This is a genomic window from Salegentibacter chungangensis (assembly GCF_042678405.1).
In the GTDB taxonomy this organism is placed as follows: domain Bacteria; phylum Bacteroidota; class Bacteroidia; order Flavobacteriales; family Flavobacteriaceae; genus Salegentibacter_A; species Salegentibacter_A chungangensis.
Window position 1 is genome coordinate 1,718,935 of record NZ_JBHTLI010000001.1, and the last position, 19,736, is coordinate 1,738,670.

9 protein-coding genes are annotated in these 19,736 nt (G+C 42.5%); 8 read left to right on the forward strand and 1 reads right to left on the reverse strand.

Annotation, left to right across the window (positions count from 1 at the left end; translation table 11 throughout):
- Positions 1 to 18 precede the first annotated feature (18 nt).
- Positions 19 to 1,014, reverse strand: coding sequence for a sugar phosphate isomerase/epimerase family protein (locus ACFQ3Q_RS07885; RefSeq protein WP_380744593.1), 996 nt, complete (start codon positions 1,012 to 1,014; stop codon positions 19 to 21).
- A 151-nt stretch (positions 1,015 to 1,165) separates the two neighbouring features.
- On the opposite strand from ACFQ3Q_RS07885, the gene ACFQ3Q_RS07890 reads away from it, so the two are divergent.
- From ACFQ3Q_RS07890 to ACFQ3Q_RS07925, 8 genes are all read left to right on the forward strand, one after another.
- A complete protein-coding gene (locus ACFQ3Q_RS07890) occupies positions 1,166 to 2,866 on the forward strand; it encodes a GMC oxidoreductase (RefSeq protein ID WP_380744595.1) in 1,701 nt (566 codons plus the stop codon).
- Between the two features lie 10 nt (positions 2,867 to 2,876).
- Entirely contained in the window at positions 2,877 to 3,521 is a 645-nt protein-coding gene (locus ACFQ3Q_RS07895; RefSeq protein ID WP_380744597.1) for a gluconate 2-dehydrogenase subunit 3 family protein, read from the forward strand.
- 324 nt (positions 3,522 to 3,845) lie between these two features.
- Positions 3,846 to 6,851 carry a SusC/RagA family TonB-linked outer membrane protein gene (locus ACFQ3Q_RS07900; protein WP_380744598.1) on the forward strand — a complete coding sequence of 1,002 codons (3,006 nt, stop codon included), beginning with the start codon at positions 3,846 to 3,848 and terminating at the stop codon, positions 6,849 to 6,851.
- A 12-nt stretch (positions 6,852 to 6,863) separates the two neighbouring features.
- Positions 6,864 to 8,396 (forward strand): RagB/SusD family nutrient uptake outer membrane protein, encoded by a 1,533-nt coding sequence (locus ACFQ3Q_RS07905; RefSeq protein WP_380744601.1) that lies wholly within the window; start codon positions 6,864 to 6,866, stop codon positions 8,394 to 8,396.
- A gap of 117 nt (positions 8,397 to 8,513) precedes the next feature.
- Positions 8,514 to 11,798 (forward strand): VCBS repeat-containing protein, encoded by a 3,285-nt coding sequence (locus ACFQ3Q_RS07910; RefSeq protein WP_380744603.1) that lies wholly within the window; start codon positions 8,514 to 8,516, stop codon positions 11,796 to 11,798.
- On the forward strand, positions 11,791 to 15,099 hold the full coding sequence (locus ACFQ3Q_RS07915; protein ID WP_380744605.1) for an FG-GAP-like repeat-containing protein: 3,309 nt from the start codon (positions 11,791 to 11,793) through the stop codon (positions 15,097 to 15,099). The genes ACFQ3Q_RS07910 and ACFQ3Q_RS07915 overlap by 8 nt, the downstream gene beginning before the upstream one ends.
- A complete protein-coding gene (locus ACFQ3Q_RS07920) occupies positions 15,092 to 18,394 on the forward strand; it encodes a VCBS repeat-containing protein (protein WP_380744607.1) in 3,303 nt (1,100 codons plus the stop codon). The genes ACFQ3Q_RS07915 and ACFQ3Q_RS07920 overlap by 8 nt, the downstream gene beginning before the upstream one ends.
- Positions 18,378 to 19,733: a vanadium-dependent haloperoxidase gene (locus tag ACFQ3Q_RS07925; RefSeq protein WP_380744609.1), complete on the forward strand. Its 1,356-nt coding sequence runs from the start codon at positions 18,378 to 18,380 to the stop codon at positions 19,731 to 19,733. Before ACFQ3Q_RS07920 ends, ACFQ3Q_RS07925 begins: the two co-directional genes overlap by 17 nt.
- The last annotated feature ends 3 nt before the right edge of the window (positions 19,734 to 19,736 follow it).

Sequence of the window (19,736 nt, forward strand, 5' to 3'; positions counted from 1 at the left end):
TGGTTAGTTCTGTTTATTTTAATTCAATTTGCTGCCTTCTTTAATCAATAACTCTTTGGTGGCCATAATTCCTTTTTCTTCGGAAAGGCTGTCTCCTTCATACTCAACTCCTATAAAACCACCATATCCTGCCTCCTTAACGATCTCCAGGATCCGGCCATAATCTATGGTAGTTTCTTCCCCTTCTTTATTAAAATCATAAGATTTTGCACTTACGGCTTTGGCGTAAGGCATCATCTCCCTAACACCTTTATAACGCGGATATTCCTCAACGCATTGAGCTTCCCAGCGTTCTCCGCCTTCACGTTTAAGGCAGAAATTCCCAAAATCAGGAAGAGTCCCGACGTTGGGCATGTTTACCATTTCCATCACCTCGGTAAGCAATTTGGCATTTGAGGAAAGGTAGCCGTGATTCTCAACCAGCACATTCACTCCTTTAGGCTGTGCATATTCTGCCAGTTTCTTTAGGGCATCGGCAGCGTTCTTTTTCCATTCTTCGGCTTCGGGACTACCAAAAAGGTTAACCCTTATAGAATGTGCGCCCAGATATTCAGCGGCATCTATCCATTTTTTATGATTTTCTACTGCCTTATTTCTTTCAGTTTCATCAGAAACGGCCAGGTCGCCTTCTTCGTCCACCATAATCAGTACATTTCTGATATTGTATTTGTCGCTTTCAGCTTTAAGGGTATCCAACATTTTTTGAAATGCTTCTTCCTGGTTTTCCGCATTTTTATAGTGATCCTGATAAAAGGCACTAACATACTCTAAACCTTCAAAGCCCATTTCATTGGCTTTTTTAGCAAAATGCATAGGATCCAGTTTTTTATCGAAGATCTGCCGGTGCAGTGACCATTCGGCAAGAGACAATTTGAAAAATGGATCTTTTCGTACCTGCTCTTCAGCTGCCGCTTTTTTCGGTTCAGCTTCTTTTTGCTGATTTTTGCAGGAGAGGATACCAAGACCAAGGCAAATTAATAAGACTTGAAAAGAGGTTTTGGAAAGGAAGTTCATCTGGATTTTATTTTAGGAGCAATACTTCTGAATGCTCAGTATTTTTAGGAAACTTAAAAGTATACTTTTTTTTAAACCTTTAAAATTATAAGCATAAATTTATATATTTGGTGGAGTTCGATCTATAAATTTATCAAACACCAAACAAATTGTGAGTAATTATTACGAAAATGAAAGTTTTGATGCTATCGTCGTAGGTACTGGAATCAGCGGAGGATGGGCTGCAAAAGAACTTTGTGAAAAAGGCTTCAAGACCCTTGTTTTAGAACGGGGGAGAATGGTAAAGCACATCGAAGATTATCCTACTATGAACGATGACCCCTGGGATTATAAATTTAAAGGTCAGGTTACCAGAGAAGAAAAGAAAAGGCAGTTTAAACAGGACAGAACCGGGTATACGGTAAATGAAGCCAGTAAACACTGGTTTGTTGACGATATAAAACACCCTTATAATGAAACCAAAAGATTTGACTGGATGCGTGGGTATCACGTAGGCGGAAGGTCTATCATGTGGGGACGTCACAGCTACCGGTTAAGCGATCTGGATTTTGAAGCAAACAAGAAAGAGGGGATAGGCGTGGACTGGCCCATCAGGTACAAGGATATTGCTCCCTGGTATGATTATGTTGAGACCTTTATAGGCGTAAGCGGGGAGAACCTCGGGCTTAGCCAGCTTCCCGACGGGAAGTTTCTTCCGATGATGGAGCTCAACTGTGTTGAAGACCATCTTAAAAAGAATATGGCCGAAAACTTCAAAGACCGTGTTCTTACCGCCGGAAGAGTGGCGCATATTACCGGAGATAAAAAATTTGAAGGAAGGACCAATTGCCAGTTCAGGAACAGGTGTATTAGAGGTTGTCCCTTTGGAGGTTACTTTAGCAGTAATTCTTCAACTTTACCGGCGGCAGAACGAACCGGGAATATGACGCTTCGTCCTAACTCCGTAGTGAGCCAGGTAATCTACGATCCCGATACCAAAAAAGCTACAGGGGTAAAGGTGATAGATGCGAACACCAAGGAGACAATTGAATATAAGGCTAATGTGATCTTCCTCTGTGCTTCGGCTATCGCTTCCACGAGTATCCTTATGCAGTCAAAATCAGATCGCTTTCCTAACGGAATGGGTAACGATAGCGGCGAACTTGGACATAATATTATGGATCATCATTTTAAAGCCGGCGCTTCAGGAAAATACGATGGCTTTAAAGACTCTTATTATAAAGGAAGGAAGCCGAACGGGATTTACCTGCCTCGTTTCAGAAATCTTTCGGATAACGAAAACCTGAGCTTTAAACGTGGTTATGGCTACCAGGGTGGAGCAAGTCGCGGCGATTGGTCGCAAAGTATTGCCGAGGCCGGTTATGGGGAAGACCTTAAAAAAGCCATTAGCGAGCCGGGAGGCTGGACGATGGGGCTGATGGGCTTCGGAGAGACTCTGCCTTACCACGAAAATAAAATGACCCTGGATTATAACAAATTAGACGAATGGGATCTCCCAACCGTAACCTTTGATGCTGAATTTAAGGAAAATGAGCTGGAGATGCGTAAGGATATGGTGGAACAGGCAGTAGATATGCTCGAGAAAGCCGGTTTCAAGGATGTTCAGGGATATGATGATATAGGTGCCCCGGGACTTGGAATCCACGAAATGGGAACCGCCAGAATGGGGCGTGATCCCAAGACTTCTGTCCTGAACGGGAACAACCAGGTACATGCCGTTCCTAATGTATATGTTACCGATGGCTCTTTTATGACCTCTGCGGCCTGCCAGAACCCGTCTTTAACTTATATGGCGATGACGGCCAGGGCGGTGGATCACGCGGCCAGAAATTTTAAAAAATCTAACGCATAAATCCGGAATTATGAACAGAAGACAGGCATTAAGGAATATTGGATTAGGGACCGGAGCTCTTGTAGTGGGCCCTACCACGCTTGGATTATTGCAAAGCTGTAAAAATGAGCCTTCCTATAACTGGCAACCGACCTTTTTGAGTGCTGCCAACGGGTTTGCACTTCAGCAGATCCTGGAAGTGATCATACCCAAAACGGATACTCCCGGAGCTAAAGATCTCAATCTTGCCAAATTCATAGACTCCTATATGGATAAAGTAGCTTCTAAAGAAAAGCAAAATGAATTTCTTGAAACAGCAGATGCATTTTCAAGGGCCTTCCAGGAGGAGTTCGATAAGGAAGCCGGGGAGGGCACAGCTGAAAATTATGAGCAGATCGTTAGAAAGTATTTAAAAGCAAATGATAAAGAAATAGAGGTATATAAAAAACGCCTTACCGAAACCCAGGACCCTCAGGACAGAGATCCGAAGGTGTTGATGGATGCAGATGCCGGAGCTTTTTCCTATCTAGAGAATGTTAGAGGGATGGGGATATGGGGATGGAAGACCAGCGAGCAAATAGGAGAAAATGTGCTATGGTATGACCCGGTTCCCGGAGAATATATTCCCTGCGGCCCAACCTCTGAATTGGGGAATGGGAAAACAATGTCATTATAATCAGAACATTATTTCACAAACCGGTAATTAAGTTTTTCTTAAAATTACCGGTTTTTTTGTGCTTGATTTTACCTTCACAAAAAGCCGGCTTAACTTTTTGAACTATGAAGTCTGGAAATTATTGATGTGATTATTGAAATTCCTGAATTATTTTTAATCATTTTAAACAATTGCTAAAAGAAGATAAGTTCTCAACACGAAAACGTTTTCGTAGCTTCTAATTGCTCATTTTTTGATTAATTAACAAATATTTGTATATATTTATGAGTCTTCAAGGCTATTTGATAAGCTTTTGTAGGATATCACCAACTAAAATTCAACTTTATGAAAAAAACTATTTTCAGAACTTTTTTGTGCGCTGTTAGCTTTCTGTTCTTCAGTATGGCCCAGGCACAAACAGTATCCGGAACAGTTACGGATGATCAGGGCCCGCTCCCCGGAGCTAATGTCTCGGTAAAGGGGACCACCAATGGAACAACGACAGATTTCGACGGGAATTACACTTTGAATGATGTTCCTAATGATGCAACCCTGGTTTTTAGCTTTATAGGTTATGTAACACAGGAAATTCCGGTAGATAGCCGGGAAACTATAGATGTGGCGATGAGCCCTGATGCATCAGAACTTGAAGAAGTGGTGCTTATAGGTTATGGGCAAACAACCGTTAAAGATGCAACCGGAGCGGTTTCTTCAGTAAAGGCCGAAGATTTTAATAAAGGGGTCAATACTTCTCCCGACCAGCTATTGCAAGGTAGGGTAGCAGGGGTGCAAATTACCGGATCCAGTGGGGAACCGGGTGCTGCTGCAAACATAAGGGTTAGAGGTACTTCCTCCATTAGAGCAGGGAATGATCCTTTAATTGTTGTAGACGGAGTGCCACTTAGCGGTGGAGGTGTGAGTGCCGGCTCTGATGTAGGTTTTGGCCGACAAAGTTCCAGAAACCCGCTTAGTTTCATAAACTCCAGCGATATTCAGAGTATAGATATACTTAAGGATGCTTCGGCCACGGCCATCTATGGTTCACGTGGTGCCAACGGGGTTATTCTTATTACCACTAAAGGAGGAAGAACCGGGAAGCCGCAAATTAGCTTTAACTCTTCTTTCCAGTTTGGAACCATAGCCAATGAATATGATCTGATCTCGGCTGAAGACTATCCCGGGATAGCAGCAGATGTTGGGAATCCTGATCCGGATCTTGGTGCAAGACTTGATCCAATGGGAGAGATCCTGCGTACCGCTTTTACTCAGCAACATGACTTTTCTTATGGGTCTGGTGGAGAAACCGGAAACTTTAGAATGTCACTTGGTTTTCTTGACCAGGAAGGTATCGTAAAAGGAACCGGCCAGGAAAAATATACAGGGAATATCAATTTAACGCAAAGGGCTTTTAAAGATGTGGTGACTTTTAAGTCTAATGTGATCTATTCTTATATTAAAGACGACGGAGAAGCAATTTCTGATAACGTAGGTGCCGAAGGAGACCTTCTTTTCTCAACTTTAAGATGGAATCCTACAAGACCTTTCTACAAGGATGATGGTACTTATAATCAGCCAAGTGATAACCAGAGAAACCCTTTGGCTTTCCTTGAATACTATGAAGATAAAACGGAAACCTCAAGAATATTAGCCAATCTTTCGGCTACGGTACATATTACAGACGAGCTGGATTATAAATTCAATGTAGGTCTGGACCGAAGTGAGTCAACACGTAGGGCTGCGGTTTCATCTTTGTTCAATACCAATAACACCTTGGACAGAGGAGTAGCTTCTTATGAAGACACTTATAACTTCAGTAAATTATTTGAGCATACGTTATCCTACAATTCCAATTTAACCGAAGATCTTGAGCTTGATGCTGTATTAGGTTACTCTTACCAGTCTTTTGAGGCAAAAGGGAACAGACTGATAGGACGTGATTTCAGTATCGGAGATCAGGATAAATACATCAAGGATATAGGTTACGCCTCTACTTTCCAGGCTTCTGAGGTTACGGCATACTTTAACCCTTCTTCAGAACTGCAATCTTATTTTGGAAGGGTTAACTTTAACTACTTGAAAAAATATCTGCTTACCGCTACTTTAAGGGCCGATGGTTCCAGTAAGTTTGGTGCCAATAACAGGTATGGTTACTTCCCTTCTGTAGGTGCTGCCTGGAGAATTGTGGAAGAAGGTTTCTTGCCAGATGTGGTATCCGAGCTTAAGTTAAGAGCCAGTTGGGGTATAACCGGTAACCAGGAATTCCCAGCAGGTTCAGCACAAACCCAGTTTGGTCCAACCGATGACGGTTCTGCAATACAGCAGGTGAACGTAGCAAACCCTAATTTACAGTGGGAGTCTACAGAACAGTATGGAGTTGGTTTCGATTTTGGATTCTTTATGGATCGTCTTACCGGTTCGATTGATTACTTTAACAGGAAAACGAACGACCTGTTGTTCAGGCTTCCTGCAATTCAACCGGCGCCAGACGTAGATTTCTATACGAATTTCGACGATATTGAGATCGTGAACGAAGGGGTTGAAGTTTCCTTCAATGCCGATATCATTAATACTCAGGATTACGGATTTAACGTGTCTTACAATATGGCCTTCCTTAATAATGAGATCAATAATGTTAGTAATCAGTTCCCGATCGGTATCCCTACCGGGGAGATTAACGGTAGGAGTTTAACCGGTCAGAACGCTCAGTTGTTGTACGATAATCAGCCGCTTTATACTTTTTATCTTCCTGTTTTTGAGGGATATGATGAAAGCGGTGCGCCGATATACAGAGATGTGAACGGAGATGGAACCGTAAATCCTAACTTCGACGGGCCAGGAGGAACTTCAGACAGAACATTTGTAGGAAATCCTAACCCGGATATTACTTTGGGTATAGCCCTTAACGGTCGTTACAAGAACTTCGACTTTAGTGCTAACCTGAACGGGGCATATGGACAGAAGGTTTTCGATAACACCGCTGCGGCATTATTTTATAAAGCTGCTGTAGCCAATGGCGACAATGCAACTTATGAAGAGGTTAATTCAGAAGCCGATGCAGAGAACGGAGGTCCTTTCCTTTCTACCAAAAATCTTCAAAGCGGAGATTATTTAAGACTGAATAGTGCTTCCGTTGGGTACACTTTTGTTCCTGAAGAAGATACTATGACCTGGCTGAAGTCTTTAAGGCTATATGTTGCAGGACAGAATTTATTCGTGATCACTCCATATGACGGTTTCGATCCTGAAGTAGATACGAATAAAGAGGTAGACGGGGTGCCGTCTTTCGGAATAGATTATACTGCCTACCCAAGAAGCAGAAGCTTCACCGTAGGGATTAATGCAAATTTTTAATAAATGATTAGTATGAAAAGAATAATATTAATATTAGCTCTCCTCGTTTTTAGCGTAGGTTGTACCAATCTCGAAGAAGAACTGAACGATACGGTAGACAGTGATGTTGCCAGAGCTACAGCAGATACAGAGTCTTTACTTGATGCAGCGTATCAGGCGATGAGGGTCTTCGACACTCAGGATAATATTTTTGCCTTGCAGGAACATACATCTGATGAGTTGGCGGGGCCTACCCGTGGTGCCGACTGGGATGATGGTGGAGTATGGCGTAATTTGCATACCCACAGCTGGACCAGTTCCAACAACTTTATTAAGAACTCCTACAACGGCTTGTTAAGCGGGGTGTTTAGAGCAACCCAGGTTTTAGAATTCAATCCAACTCCGCAGCAGGAGGCAGAAGCAAGGTTCATCAGGGCTTTCTTTGCCTTCCACCTTACAGATAATTTTGGTCTGGTGCTGGGTAGAGAGCCTGGAGAAGATCTTACTCAGCCGCCTTCAATTTATCTGAACAGGGCTGAAGGAATCAACTTTGTGATCGATGAACTGGAAGCAGTGATCAATGACCTTCCAACAACCGGAGACCCGAGCGTGGCTTCTCAGAATGCAGCACATTTCCTGTTGGCTAAGGCTTATTTGAACCGTGCAGTGTATATGGCTACCGAAGAAAGTACCAATGCAGCATCTGAAGGACCTTTCGATTTTAGTCCTGCCGATATGAACAAGGTTATCGAGCATTGTGATGCAATACTTGCATCTGGCGAATATACCCTGGAAACTATGTATTTTGATAACTTTTCACCAACCAACAGTGATGACAGTTCCGAGAATATTTTCGTGAGTTTAAATGAACGCGGAAATAACCCTGCTAACACACAATCCAGATGGCATATGACTCTTCACTATAACAACCAGCCTGACGGATGGAATGGTTTTGTGACCCTTGCAGAGATCTATGATCTTTATGAGGACGATGATATGAGGAGAAGTTATACGCCCTCATATTTTGAAGGAAATACCGGGATGAACGCCGGGTTCCTATTGGGACAGCAATATGCTGCCGATGGGACACCGCTTGAAGACAGGAACGGAAACCCTTTGGCATTTACAAAAGATTTCTCCCTTACCGCTTCTAATGAGGTTAATGGAATTAGGGTGATCAAATATCCGCCGGATTTCACAAATTTAGGATCTCCGGGTAACGATTATGTTCACTTCAGATATGCCGATGTGTTTCTTATGAAAGCCGAGGCTATTCTTAGGGGAGGTGCCGCTACTATGGGGGATACTCCGGAATCTTTGGTAAGTGAAATCAGACAAGCCCGTGGAACTTCGGATCTGGCTACAGTAGATCTTCCGGAAATTCTTGATGAAAGAGCCCGTGAGTTTTACTGGGAAGGCTGGAGAAGAAATGACCAGATACGATTTTCTACGTATTTAGACGCCCATTATGAAAAGCCGGAGTCTTCTGAACAATATCTGTTATTTCCGATTCCGCCGGAAGCCTTATCAACTAATCCTAACTTAATTCAGAATCCGGGATATTAATTTTTATGAATTAGCATATTATAAAGCCTTTCCAATCCAATTGGAGGGGCTTTTGTTTATATTTAAGTTCTCAAACCCTTAAGCGTGCTTAAAAAAGCGTTCAAAACCCTACTAATTTTGCTGCTTCTTGCTTCCTGTTCTGATAAGAAAAAAGAAGGTAAGAAGGGGGAATCCGACGGCTCTTACAGATTTCAGATTCTGAAACCTGAAGCGTCCGGAATCGCTTTTAAAAACGGGATCACTTCTTCAAAAGATCTCAGTATCCTGAACTATCTGTATTTCTATAACGGAGCAGGAGTTGCCGCTGCCGATTTCAATAATGATGGTCTTACCGATCTTTACTTTGCCTCTAACCAGGCTGAAGATCAGCTTTTCCTGAATAAAGGCAGGCTTAAATTTGAAGACGTCTCTTCAGAAGCTGGTTTTTCCGGGAGTTCCGGATGGTCCACAGGCGTGACCGTTGTCGATATCAATAATGATGGCCTGCTGGATATCTATGTTTGTGAGGTTGGGAATTACAAAAGTTTGCAGGGGCATAACAGGCTTTATGTGAACCAGGGAGTTTCTGAAAAAGGTTTGCCAAAATTTAAAGAGGAATCAAAACAGTACAATCTTGATTTTAAAGGTCTATCTACCCAGTCGGTATTTTTTGATTATGACCTGGATGGCGACCTTGATATGTTCCTAATGAACCATTCAGTGCACCCCAATTCCAATTACGGGGTTGGCAGTTTGAGAAAGGAGACCGACAGCATTTACGGCGATCGGCTTTACAGGAATGATAACGGGAAATTCACCAACGTATCTCAATCGTCCGGGATCTATAGCAGTAAGATTGGTTACGGTTTGGGACTGGCCGTAGGTGATATGAATAATGACGGGTATCCGGATATTTACGTGGGGAACGATTTCTTTGAAAATGATTACTTCTACATAAACCAACAGGACGGGACTTTCAGGGACCTGGTTTCTGCTGAAGATAGCGGAATTGGTCACACCTCCCATTACACAATGGGAGTGGATATTTCAGATTTTAATAACGACGGAAATCAGGATATTATCAGCCTCGATATGCTGCCTGAAGACCTGACCACTTATAAGGCTTCGGGAACCGATTATGCCTACCAGATCTATCATAACTACCTGAACAAGGGCTATGCTCCACAATATATGCAGAATGCCCTTCAGCTGAATCGGGGGAATGCGCATTTTAGCGAAATTGGTCAGATCTCGGGAGTGGCGGCAACCGAGTGGAGCTGGGCCCCATTATTCGCCGATCTTGATAATGACGGACTGAAGGATCTTTTTGTCTCTAACGGAATCCTGGGGGCAACCAACGATATGGACTATATAAGCTTTATTGCCAACGAGAAGATCCAGCAACGGCTAAGTAAGGGAATGACGGACCAGGACCTGAAAATCATTGAAGAGATTCCAGAAAAGAAAACATTTAATTATTTTTTTAAGAATAAAGGCGGACTTCAGTTTGAGAAGAAGAATGAGGAATGGGTTCAGGGGCAGGCCTCTTTCAGTAACGGGGCTTTATATGCAGATCTTGATAATGACGGCGACCTGGATCTTGTGACCAATAATGTAAATCAAAATGCTTTTGTTTATGAGAATTTAAGCAGGCAGCAGGATAGTTTGAATTTTCTAAACATTTCCTTTGAAGGAACTGAAAAGAATCCTTTTGGAATAGGAGGCCGGGTAAAGGTTTATCAGGCCCAGGAAGTACAAACAATGGAAAATTATCCTACCCGGGGTTTTCTTTCGGCTGTACCACCCGAACTTCATTTTGGACTGGGAAAATCGGAAGTAGTAGATTCTGTTCAGATTATCTGGCCGGATGGCAGGATGGAGACTTTAAAAAGGCTTTCTTCTAATCAGCGTATTACGGTTCAGTATAAGAATGCCGGGAAAAAGATCGATTGGAAGAATGACTCTCCGGAACCTGCCACTCAGAAATTAGGTGTTTCTCAAAGGCATAAGGAATACTCCTTCAAGGACTTTCTGTATGAACCGCTTATTCCTTACTCGCAATCCAATCTTGGACCATCCTTATCTGTTCTGGATTTTAACCGGGATGGTCTGGAAGACCTATATATTTCGGGGGATAAATTTGAACCCGGAAAGTTATGGTTGCAGAATAATTCCGGGAAAATGAAGCTTTCAAAGCAGGCCGGCCTGGATTCCGGCAATAAAGAACCCGTAGATCAGGTGTTTTTTGATGCAGATTCCGACGGATATCCGGACCTCTTAGTGGTTTACGGTGGCAGCGATCCTGGAAACCGGAATAATAATGGGCCCGATCTGTTCCTTAACCGGAATGGAAAGCTGGAAAAGAGCTCGGGCTTACCGGAATTGAATATAAATGCTTCGGTATGTAAGACCGCAGACTTTAATAATGACGGCTATCCTGATATTTTTATAGGCAGCAATTCTGGTTTTGGAAGTTATGGCAGGTCTCAAGTGGCTGTAATTTTAATGAATGATACCACTGGCAACTTCGAACAAGACGAGAAATTAAAACCGGTTCTCAGGGAGGCTGGGATGATCTACGATGCGAAAATAGCTGATCTTAACAATGATGAGCTTCCTGATATTATTCTTGCCGGCCACTATATGCCTGTTACATTTTTGATAAATGACGGGAAAGGAAGTTTTCAGAAAAAAGAGCTTAAAGATACTGAAGGCTGGTGGAATGCCATCGAAATCGCCGATTTTGATAATGATGGAGACCTGGACCTCATTGCGGGAAACTGGGGCCTTAACAGCAGGCTGAAAGCTTCAAAACAAGAGCCGCTTCAGTTGTACCTGGAGGATTTTGATGAGAATGGAAAGACCGATCCTGTGCTTACTTATTTTTACCAGGGAAGGGAAACCCCGCTAGCCACAAAAGATGAATTGGCGAAACAACTGCCTATGCTTAATAAGTCATTTCTATCTTATACCGAATTCGCAAAGGCAGATTTTGATGATTATTTTTCGGAGGAGAAAATTAAACAGGCAGAAGTGAAGAAAGTGATGAGTCTTGAAACCTCTTATTTCGAAAACAAGGGAAATTTTAATTTCGAAAAGAAGAGCCTGCCCGCTGAAGTCCAGTTTTCTCCGGTTCACTCCATACTGGCTACAGATATTGATTCAGACGGATTAAAGGATTTGATCCTTGCCGGGAATAACTATCATATTAATACCCAGTTGGGAAGGCAGGATGCCGGTTACGGGCTAATACTTAGAAATACGGGAAACGGAAATTTTGAGAACTATAACGAAAAGGAACTTTATATAAAAGGAGCCGTTAAGGCCATAGATGAAATTAGCGTCCGGGGAGAAACTTATCTTGTCTTCGGAATTAATAATGGAAATGTACAGTTTGTAAAACACCCCATAACAAATGATTAAAAGACTAATAATACTTCTCATCGTCTTATTGGGAATTTCCTGTACCGGCGATAAAGAGGAGCCGGTAATTAAGGAAAAGAAAGATACTCTTTTCACCGAAATGAACTCCGATTCCACAGGCATCGGTTTCATTAACCAGGTTGAAAATGAGAAAGATTTCAATATTTTCAATTATCGGAATTTTTATAACGGAGGAGGCGTAGGAGTTGGAGACCTTAATAATGATGGCTTGCCCGAAGTTTATTTTACTGCCAATCGGGGAAAAAATAAACTTTACCTGAATAAAGGAAATTTCAAATTTGAGGATATCACATCAAAATCCGGAGTTGAAGGCAGCAGATCCTGGTCTACCGGGGTCACTATGGTCGATATCAATGCCGATGGCCTTCTTGATATTTACGTGTGTAATGCAGGAAACCTTGAGGGAGATGACAAAAAGAATGAACTTTTTATCAATAACGGAGATCTCACCTTTACCGAGAAGGCCGAAGAATATAATCTTGATGACAGCGGTTTTGGAACACACGCCGCATTTTTTGATTATGACGGAGACGGAGACCTTGACGCCTATCTCTTGAATAATAGCTTTATTCCGGTAAGCAGTCTTGGTTACGTAAACAAGCGCGAAGTGAGAAGTGAAGACTGGGATATCCCTGATGCCCTTAAAGGTGGCGGGGACAAACTAATGCGCAATGACAATGGAAAATTTACCGATGTTAGTGAGGAAGCGGGTATTTATGGTAGCCTGATAGGTTTTGGGCTTGGGGTAACCATAGGGGATATTAATAATGATTATATGCCTGATATCTATGTTTCCAATGACTTTTACGAAAGGGACTATTTGTATATCAACCAGGGAGACGGGACCTTTAAGGAAGAGATCAAGAAATATATGCAGCACCTGAGCCTGTCTTCTATGGGAGCAGATATGGCCGATATTAATAATGACGGGCGTCCGGAGATCTTTGTAACCGATATGCTTCCTGAAGAAGATAAACGCCTTAAGGAAACCGGAGATTATGAGCGCTACGATCTGCATCAGCTTAAGAAAAGTCGCGATTTCTATAATCAGTATATGCAGAATACCCTGCAGCTGAATAACGGCGACGGGACCTTTTCTGAAATTGCCCATTATAGCGGTGTGGCTAAAACCGACTGGAGTTGGGGAGCTCTGTTGTTTGATATGGATAATGACGGTTACCGTGATATTTTTGTGAGTAACGGGATCTACCACGATCTTACCAATAACGATTTTATGGATTTCTTCGCCAATGATATCATCCAGAACATGAGTATCACGGGTAAAAAGGAAGAGATCGATAATGTGATCAATAAAATGCCTTCCACGCCTATTCCTAATTATGCCCTCAAGAATGGGAAAGATCTTGCGTTTAAGAAGGTTACCGAAGAATGGGGACTTGGACATCCTGGTTTTTCCAATGGTTCGGCTTATGCCGACCTTGATAATGATGGAGATCTGGACCTGTTGGTCAATAACTTTAATATGCCTGCCTTCGTTTACCGAAACAATACCGAAAAGCTAGGAAGGAACTATATTAAATTAAGTCTTGAGGGGGAGTCAGGGAACACCAAGGCTATTGGAAGTATCGTGGATATATACCTTGGGGACGAGATTATTCGACAGGAACTGATCCCTACCCGTGGTTTTCAGTCTTCAGTAGATTATGAAATGACAATTGGACTGGGTGATAAAAAGAAGATAGATTCTTTAAGAGTGGTCTATCCCAATAAAAGGATGACTGTTTTACACGACCCCGAAATCAATGAGGTGCTGGAATTAAGACAGGAAGAGGCCTCAACTCCTGCCAGGCTTGGAGAGAAAGATAAGCTTGCCTGGTTTGAAGAAGTAGCTGTAGATTTTCAGGAAAATGAAGAAGACCAGCACGTAGATTTCGATTACGAAGGCCTGATCCCTAAGATGCAGTCCCGGGAAGGTCCGGCGATTGCCGTTGCCGATCTGGATGCAGATGGGAATGACGATGTTTATGTGGGAGCGGCCTTTGGAAGTTCCGGCCGTATCTATCTTCAGAAAACACCGGGAAAACTTACCAATATTAAATTTAACGGTGGGGAAGAATTTGAAGATACCGATGCCGAGTTTGCAGATATAGACGGGGATGGCGATCTCGATCTTCTGGTCACTTCCGGGGGGAACTTTAAAAATGCAAGAACAGGCCTCCGGGTATATATGAATCAGGGGAATATGAATTTCAGCGATTATGAGGTGATAGCCTTTTCTCCTAATAATATCTCAAATATTGAAACTTCAGATTTCGATAATGACGGGGATATAGATATGTTTATGGGCGCGTATACTGTTCCCGGAATTTATGGTCTTAAGGTTTCAAGCCTTTTGCTTGAAAACAACGGAAAAGGACATTTTAAAAATATCACTAAGGAAGCCGCTCCTGAAATGCGGAATATCGGGATGGTGACCGATGCTGTTTTTACCGATCTGAACGGGGACAATAAGCCAGATCTGACTTTAGTAGGGGAATGGATGAGCCCTAAGGTCTTTATAAATGAAGGTGATAAGTTCAGGCTACAGCAAAATCAACTTTCAGAATATCCGGGAATGTATAATGCCGTTTTCGCCAAGGACCTGAACAATGACGGCAAAACAGACCTTGTATTTGGGAACCGGGGCCGTAATGCCAGTTTTCAGGCCTCAAAAGAGGCTCCGGCTAAAATGTTCGTGGCCGATTTCGACCTGAATGGAACTATAGAACAAGTGTTCACCAAATCTGTGGATGGCAGGGACATACCTTTACATACGAAAAGGGAGCTGGCAGGGCAGATCGTATCTATTAAGAAGCAAAACCTGAAATTCAGCGAATATGCCGATAAGAGCATACAGGAGCTTTTTAGTCCTGATGTACTGGACAAAGCTGAAGTAAATGAGATCACTAATTTTGAAAGTATAGTAGCCTATAATGACGGGAATGCAGGTTTTGACCTGAAAGCTTTACCGGGTGCAGCCCAGTTTTCCTGTATTTGCAGCATCAATTCTGGCGACTTTAATAAGGACGGGGAGGCTGATCTTGTTATTGCCGGGAACAACTACTCTCTGAAACCCCAGTTCGGCCGAATGGACGCTAATTTCGGCACCATTCTTCTTAACGGGAAAGAAGGATTTAAAGTGGCTAATTCAGCTGAAACAGGCTTGATGCTGGAAGGTGAGGTAAAAGCCTTAAAATGGTTAAAAGACAGCCAGGGCAGAGAATACCTGCTTGCAGGAATTACCGATGCTAAACCAAAATTATTTAAGCGCAATGAATAGATTTTCGGGCGTTTATACTGTTGTCTTACTTCTCCTTTTCAATTCCTGTGCTGAAGAGAAGCCGGAAAAGGAAGATGAGGAGCATACTTCCTATTTGTTTGAGCGACTAAAGCCTGAAAAGACCGGTGTGGATTTTCAGAACAGGCTCACCGAGACCGACTCGATGAATATCCTTGATTATCTCTATTTCTATAATGGGGGAGGTGTTGCTATTGGCGATATTAATAACGATGACTTACCGGATATTTTTTTTACAGCTAACCAGGAATCCAATCGCTTATATCTGAACAAGGGAGGCCTTAAATTTGAAGATATTTCAGATAAGGCCGGTATTGCGGGCAAAGCGGATTGGAGTAACGGGGTGACAATGGCTGATGTGAATGCCGATGGCTTTTTGGACATTTATATGCTGGCGGTAAGCGGAGTGCAGGGGCTTAAAGGCAAAAACGAGCTCTTTATTAATAACGGCGACGGAACCTTTACGGACAGAGCTTCTGAATATGGGGTTGACCTTGAAAATTACGGCACTTCGGCTGCTTTTTTCGATTATGATAATGACGGAGACCTGGATCTTTATGTACTGAATCACGCTGTGCATACCGAAGACGCCTTCGGTCCGGCAGATATCAGGGAAAGACGCAATGAGAAAAGCGGAGATAAGCTTTTTGAATTTGCCGACGGGAAATTTACAGACGTCAGCGAGCAGGCTGGGATCTTTGGAGGCCCGAACGCCTATGGGCTTGGCCTTGCCACGGCCGATTTCAATAATGACGGTTTTACCGACATCTACATAAGCAACGATTTTCACGAAGATGATTATCTGTATATGAATAATGGTGACGGGACTTTCAGGGAGACCCTGCACCAAAAAATGGTTCAGGTGAGTCGCTTTTCTATGGGGAGTGATGTGGCTGATATCAACCACGATGGTTATCCTGACCTGCTAAGTCTGGATATGCTCCCGGAAGATGAAAAAGCCCTTAAAAGTTCGGTGGGGGATGAAGATATTAAGATCCTTGAACTGAGGATGAAATACGGCTATCACAGGCAGTTTAGCCGGAATATGTTACAACTGAACAATGCCGGAGAAAACTTTCAGGAGATCGCTTTATTAAGCGGGATCGCAGCTACCGACTGGAGCTGGTCTGCGCTGTTTGGCGATTATGATATGGATGGTGAAAAAGACCTTTTCATTTCTAACGGAATTGCCAAAAGACCTAATGATCTAGATTATATCAAATACATTTCCAATAATCAGATCATTCAAAATAACCCGAATTCTGAGTTTATTGACAGGGAAGCTCTGAAGATTATGCCTGAGGGAGAGGTGCCTAATTATTTTTTTAAAGGCGCACAGGACCTTCAGTTCACTGATACTTCAAGAGAATGGGTGAAGGCAGAGAATTCTTCTTCCAATGGCAGTGCTTATGGAGACCTGGATAATGATGGAGATCTGGATCTGGTGACCAACAACCTTAATTCTTATGCCGCTATTTATAAAAATTCGGCTTCTCCCGGTTCCAACTATCTTAAAATCAGGTTCAAGCAGCAGGGATCTAATCCTGATGCCCTGGGGACCAAGGTTTATTCCTACCATAACGGGACCCTGCAGTACCAACAGCTTTTTACAAGCAAAGGATTTCAATCTTCCAGTGAGGCTATAATCCATTTTGGTTACGGAAAAACTTCAAAGGTAGATTCGCTATTGATCATCTGGCCTGATCAACGATCTGAAAAAATGTACGATATCAGGACCAATCAAAGTCTTGTTTTGTCCCCTTCGGGAGATGCAAAGAAAAATTCTTCAGAAATCTTGAAAAATAAAGGGGGTGATCTATTCACCAAAGTAGACAGTATCCCCGGGTTTGATTATAAACACAGGGAGAATGCCTATAATGATTTTGACCGTCAGAAGCTCATTCCTTACAGGATCTCAGATAAAATGCCTTCAGCAGCCGTGGGGGATATTAATAATGATGGTCTCGATGATATTTTCATAGGGAACTCCAGAGGAAGTGAATCTGAAGTTTTCTTTCAGACCGGAAGCGGGTTTAGAAAAGCGAAACTTAAGTTTTTGGAAGAGACCAGAAGCCTGGAGATAACCGATGTTAGTATTGCCGATTTTAACGGAGACGGACTGAATGATATTTTTTACGTGACCGGCGGCGGAGAATACAACGGTGAATCTGGGGTGTTGAAAGATGCTTTATGGGTTAATGATGGTGGGAAATGGAAAAAAAATCAGCTTCCTGAGTATTACAGCAGTGCAGGAGTAATTAAACCTGCCGATTTTGATAAGGATGGGGACCTGGATGTTTTTATTGGGGGTTATGCCATTGCAGGCAATTTTGGTAAAATTCCGGAGTCCTTTCTGCTGGAGAATACCGGCGGAAAATTCGAAATTTCAACCAATCCCGAATTAAAGAAACCCGGGATGATCACCGATGTGACCTGGGATGATATGGACAAAGACGGATTCCCCGAACTTATCCTGGTTGGGGAGTGGATGTCCCCAAAGATCTTTAAAAACAATAGAGGAATACTTAACGAAATCACTTCAGAAAATATCCAAAAGCTATCAGGTTTATGGCAGAACATAGAAGCTTTTGATATAGATGATGACGGAGACAGGGATTATTTGTTGGGCAATTGGGGAACAAACTCAAAATTTCAGGCATCGCCAAAATCACCGTTGCGAATGTACTACGGAGATGTTGACCAAAATGGCTCTACAGAGACCATCCTGGCTAAGAAAAACAACGGGAAATATTACACTTTTGCCGGGCTTGATGAACTGGTTTCGCAAATGAATTTCCTAAAGAAGAAGTTTCCAAAGTATGAGGAATTTGCAGGTAAAGACGTGGAAGGAATCTTTGGAAATGAAATGCTTGAAAACACAGTAAGAATGGAGGTAACCACCCTGGAATCGGGTTATCTTAAGAACGAGAACGGGAATTTTAACTTTATTCCTTTTAACAAAAATTTACAATTTGCTCCTATAAATACTATATTAGTGGCAGATGGAATTAATAATTCAGGAGGAACTGCCGTCTTAGGTGGCAACTACTTTGGAGTCACTCCATATCACGGGGCTTTTGGAGCTTTTCCGGGAGCATTGATCTTCTCTGAAAAAGAAATAAAAGTTTCTTCAGATTATGGAATGGATCTAACCGGAAAGGCAGTGAATGAGATAAAATTTATTGAGATTGCGGGGAATAAATACCTGATCGTCTTTTTAAATGATAAGAAACCGTCTATATATAAAATAAAATTACGAGATGAGATTTTTGAATAAAATGTTTGGTTTAAGCTTGATGCTCATCATTCTTTTAGGATGTGAAAGCGATAAACCGATTGAAGTTTCGGCTGAAGATTATCATAAGGCCGTAGATAAGCTTACTGAGATTCAGGTGCACGATATCTTTTCTCCTCCTGTGGCAAGCAGGATTTATGCCTATTCCAATATTGCGGCTTATGAGGCAATGAGAGCCGGGAATCCTGAATATAAGACCTTGTCTGGCCAGCTTAAGGAATTGAAGCCTGTGCCTAAACCAAAAGACACTACAGGGCTTAATACAAGGGTAGCTTCTGTTGTGGCTTTCTATGAAATTGGTCAAAAGCTGATCTTTTCAGAAGAGCGTTTTGGAAAATTCAGGGATAGTATTTTTAAGAACTGGGAAAAGCAAAACCCTGAAAGCTTTAAGAAGTCCAGGGATTACGGTCTTGAAGTAGCAGCACATATTAAGAACTGGATGAGTAAGGATAATTATGCCGAAACCAGGACTATGCCTAAGTTTTCGCTTTATACCGATGATGAGAGCAGATGGCAACCTACTCCGCCTTCCTATATGGACGGAATTGAACCACACTGGAGCAAGATCAGGCCGTTCGTAATTAATAAAGCAAATCAGTTTAAACCTATACCGCCACCCGAATTCTCAATGGAACCGGGTTCGAAGTTCTACGAAGAGCTGATGGAAGTTTACGAGGTAAAACGTGAGATAAATCAATTAGGGGATAAGAGTGAAAAGCTGGAGATCGCTAAATTCTGGGATTGTAACCCTTATGTTTCCACACAAAAGGGGCATTTGATGTTTGCTACCAAAAAGATAACTCCGGGCGGGCACTGGATAGGGATCACCAAGATTGCCTGTAGAAAGGATAATGCAGATTTTGATAAGACCGTATATGCCTATACTAAAACTTCCATAGCCATTGCCGACGGTTTTATAAGCTGCTGGGATGAGAAATACCGCAGTAATTTGGTACGTCCCGAAACACTTATCAATAAATATATAGATGAGAACTGGTCTCCGGTATTACAAACTCCGCCGTTCCCTGAATATACCAGTGGACATTCGGTAGTTTCAGGAGCTGCGGCAATAGCCCTTACCGACATTTTTGGTGATAATTTCAGCTTTAAGGATGATACCGAAGTAGCTTACGGGCTTCCGGTAAGGAACTTCAATTCGTTCAAGGAAGCTTCCAGAGAGGCAGCCAACAGCAGGCTTTATGGAGGGATTCATTATCGCGCAGCAATTGAGGTAGGATTAAAGCAAGGTCAGGACTTAGGTCATTTTGTAGTAAATAACCTACAGTTGACCGAATCTTCTGATGACCTGGCGTCCAAATAACCT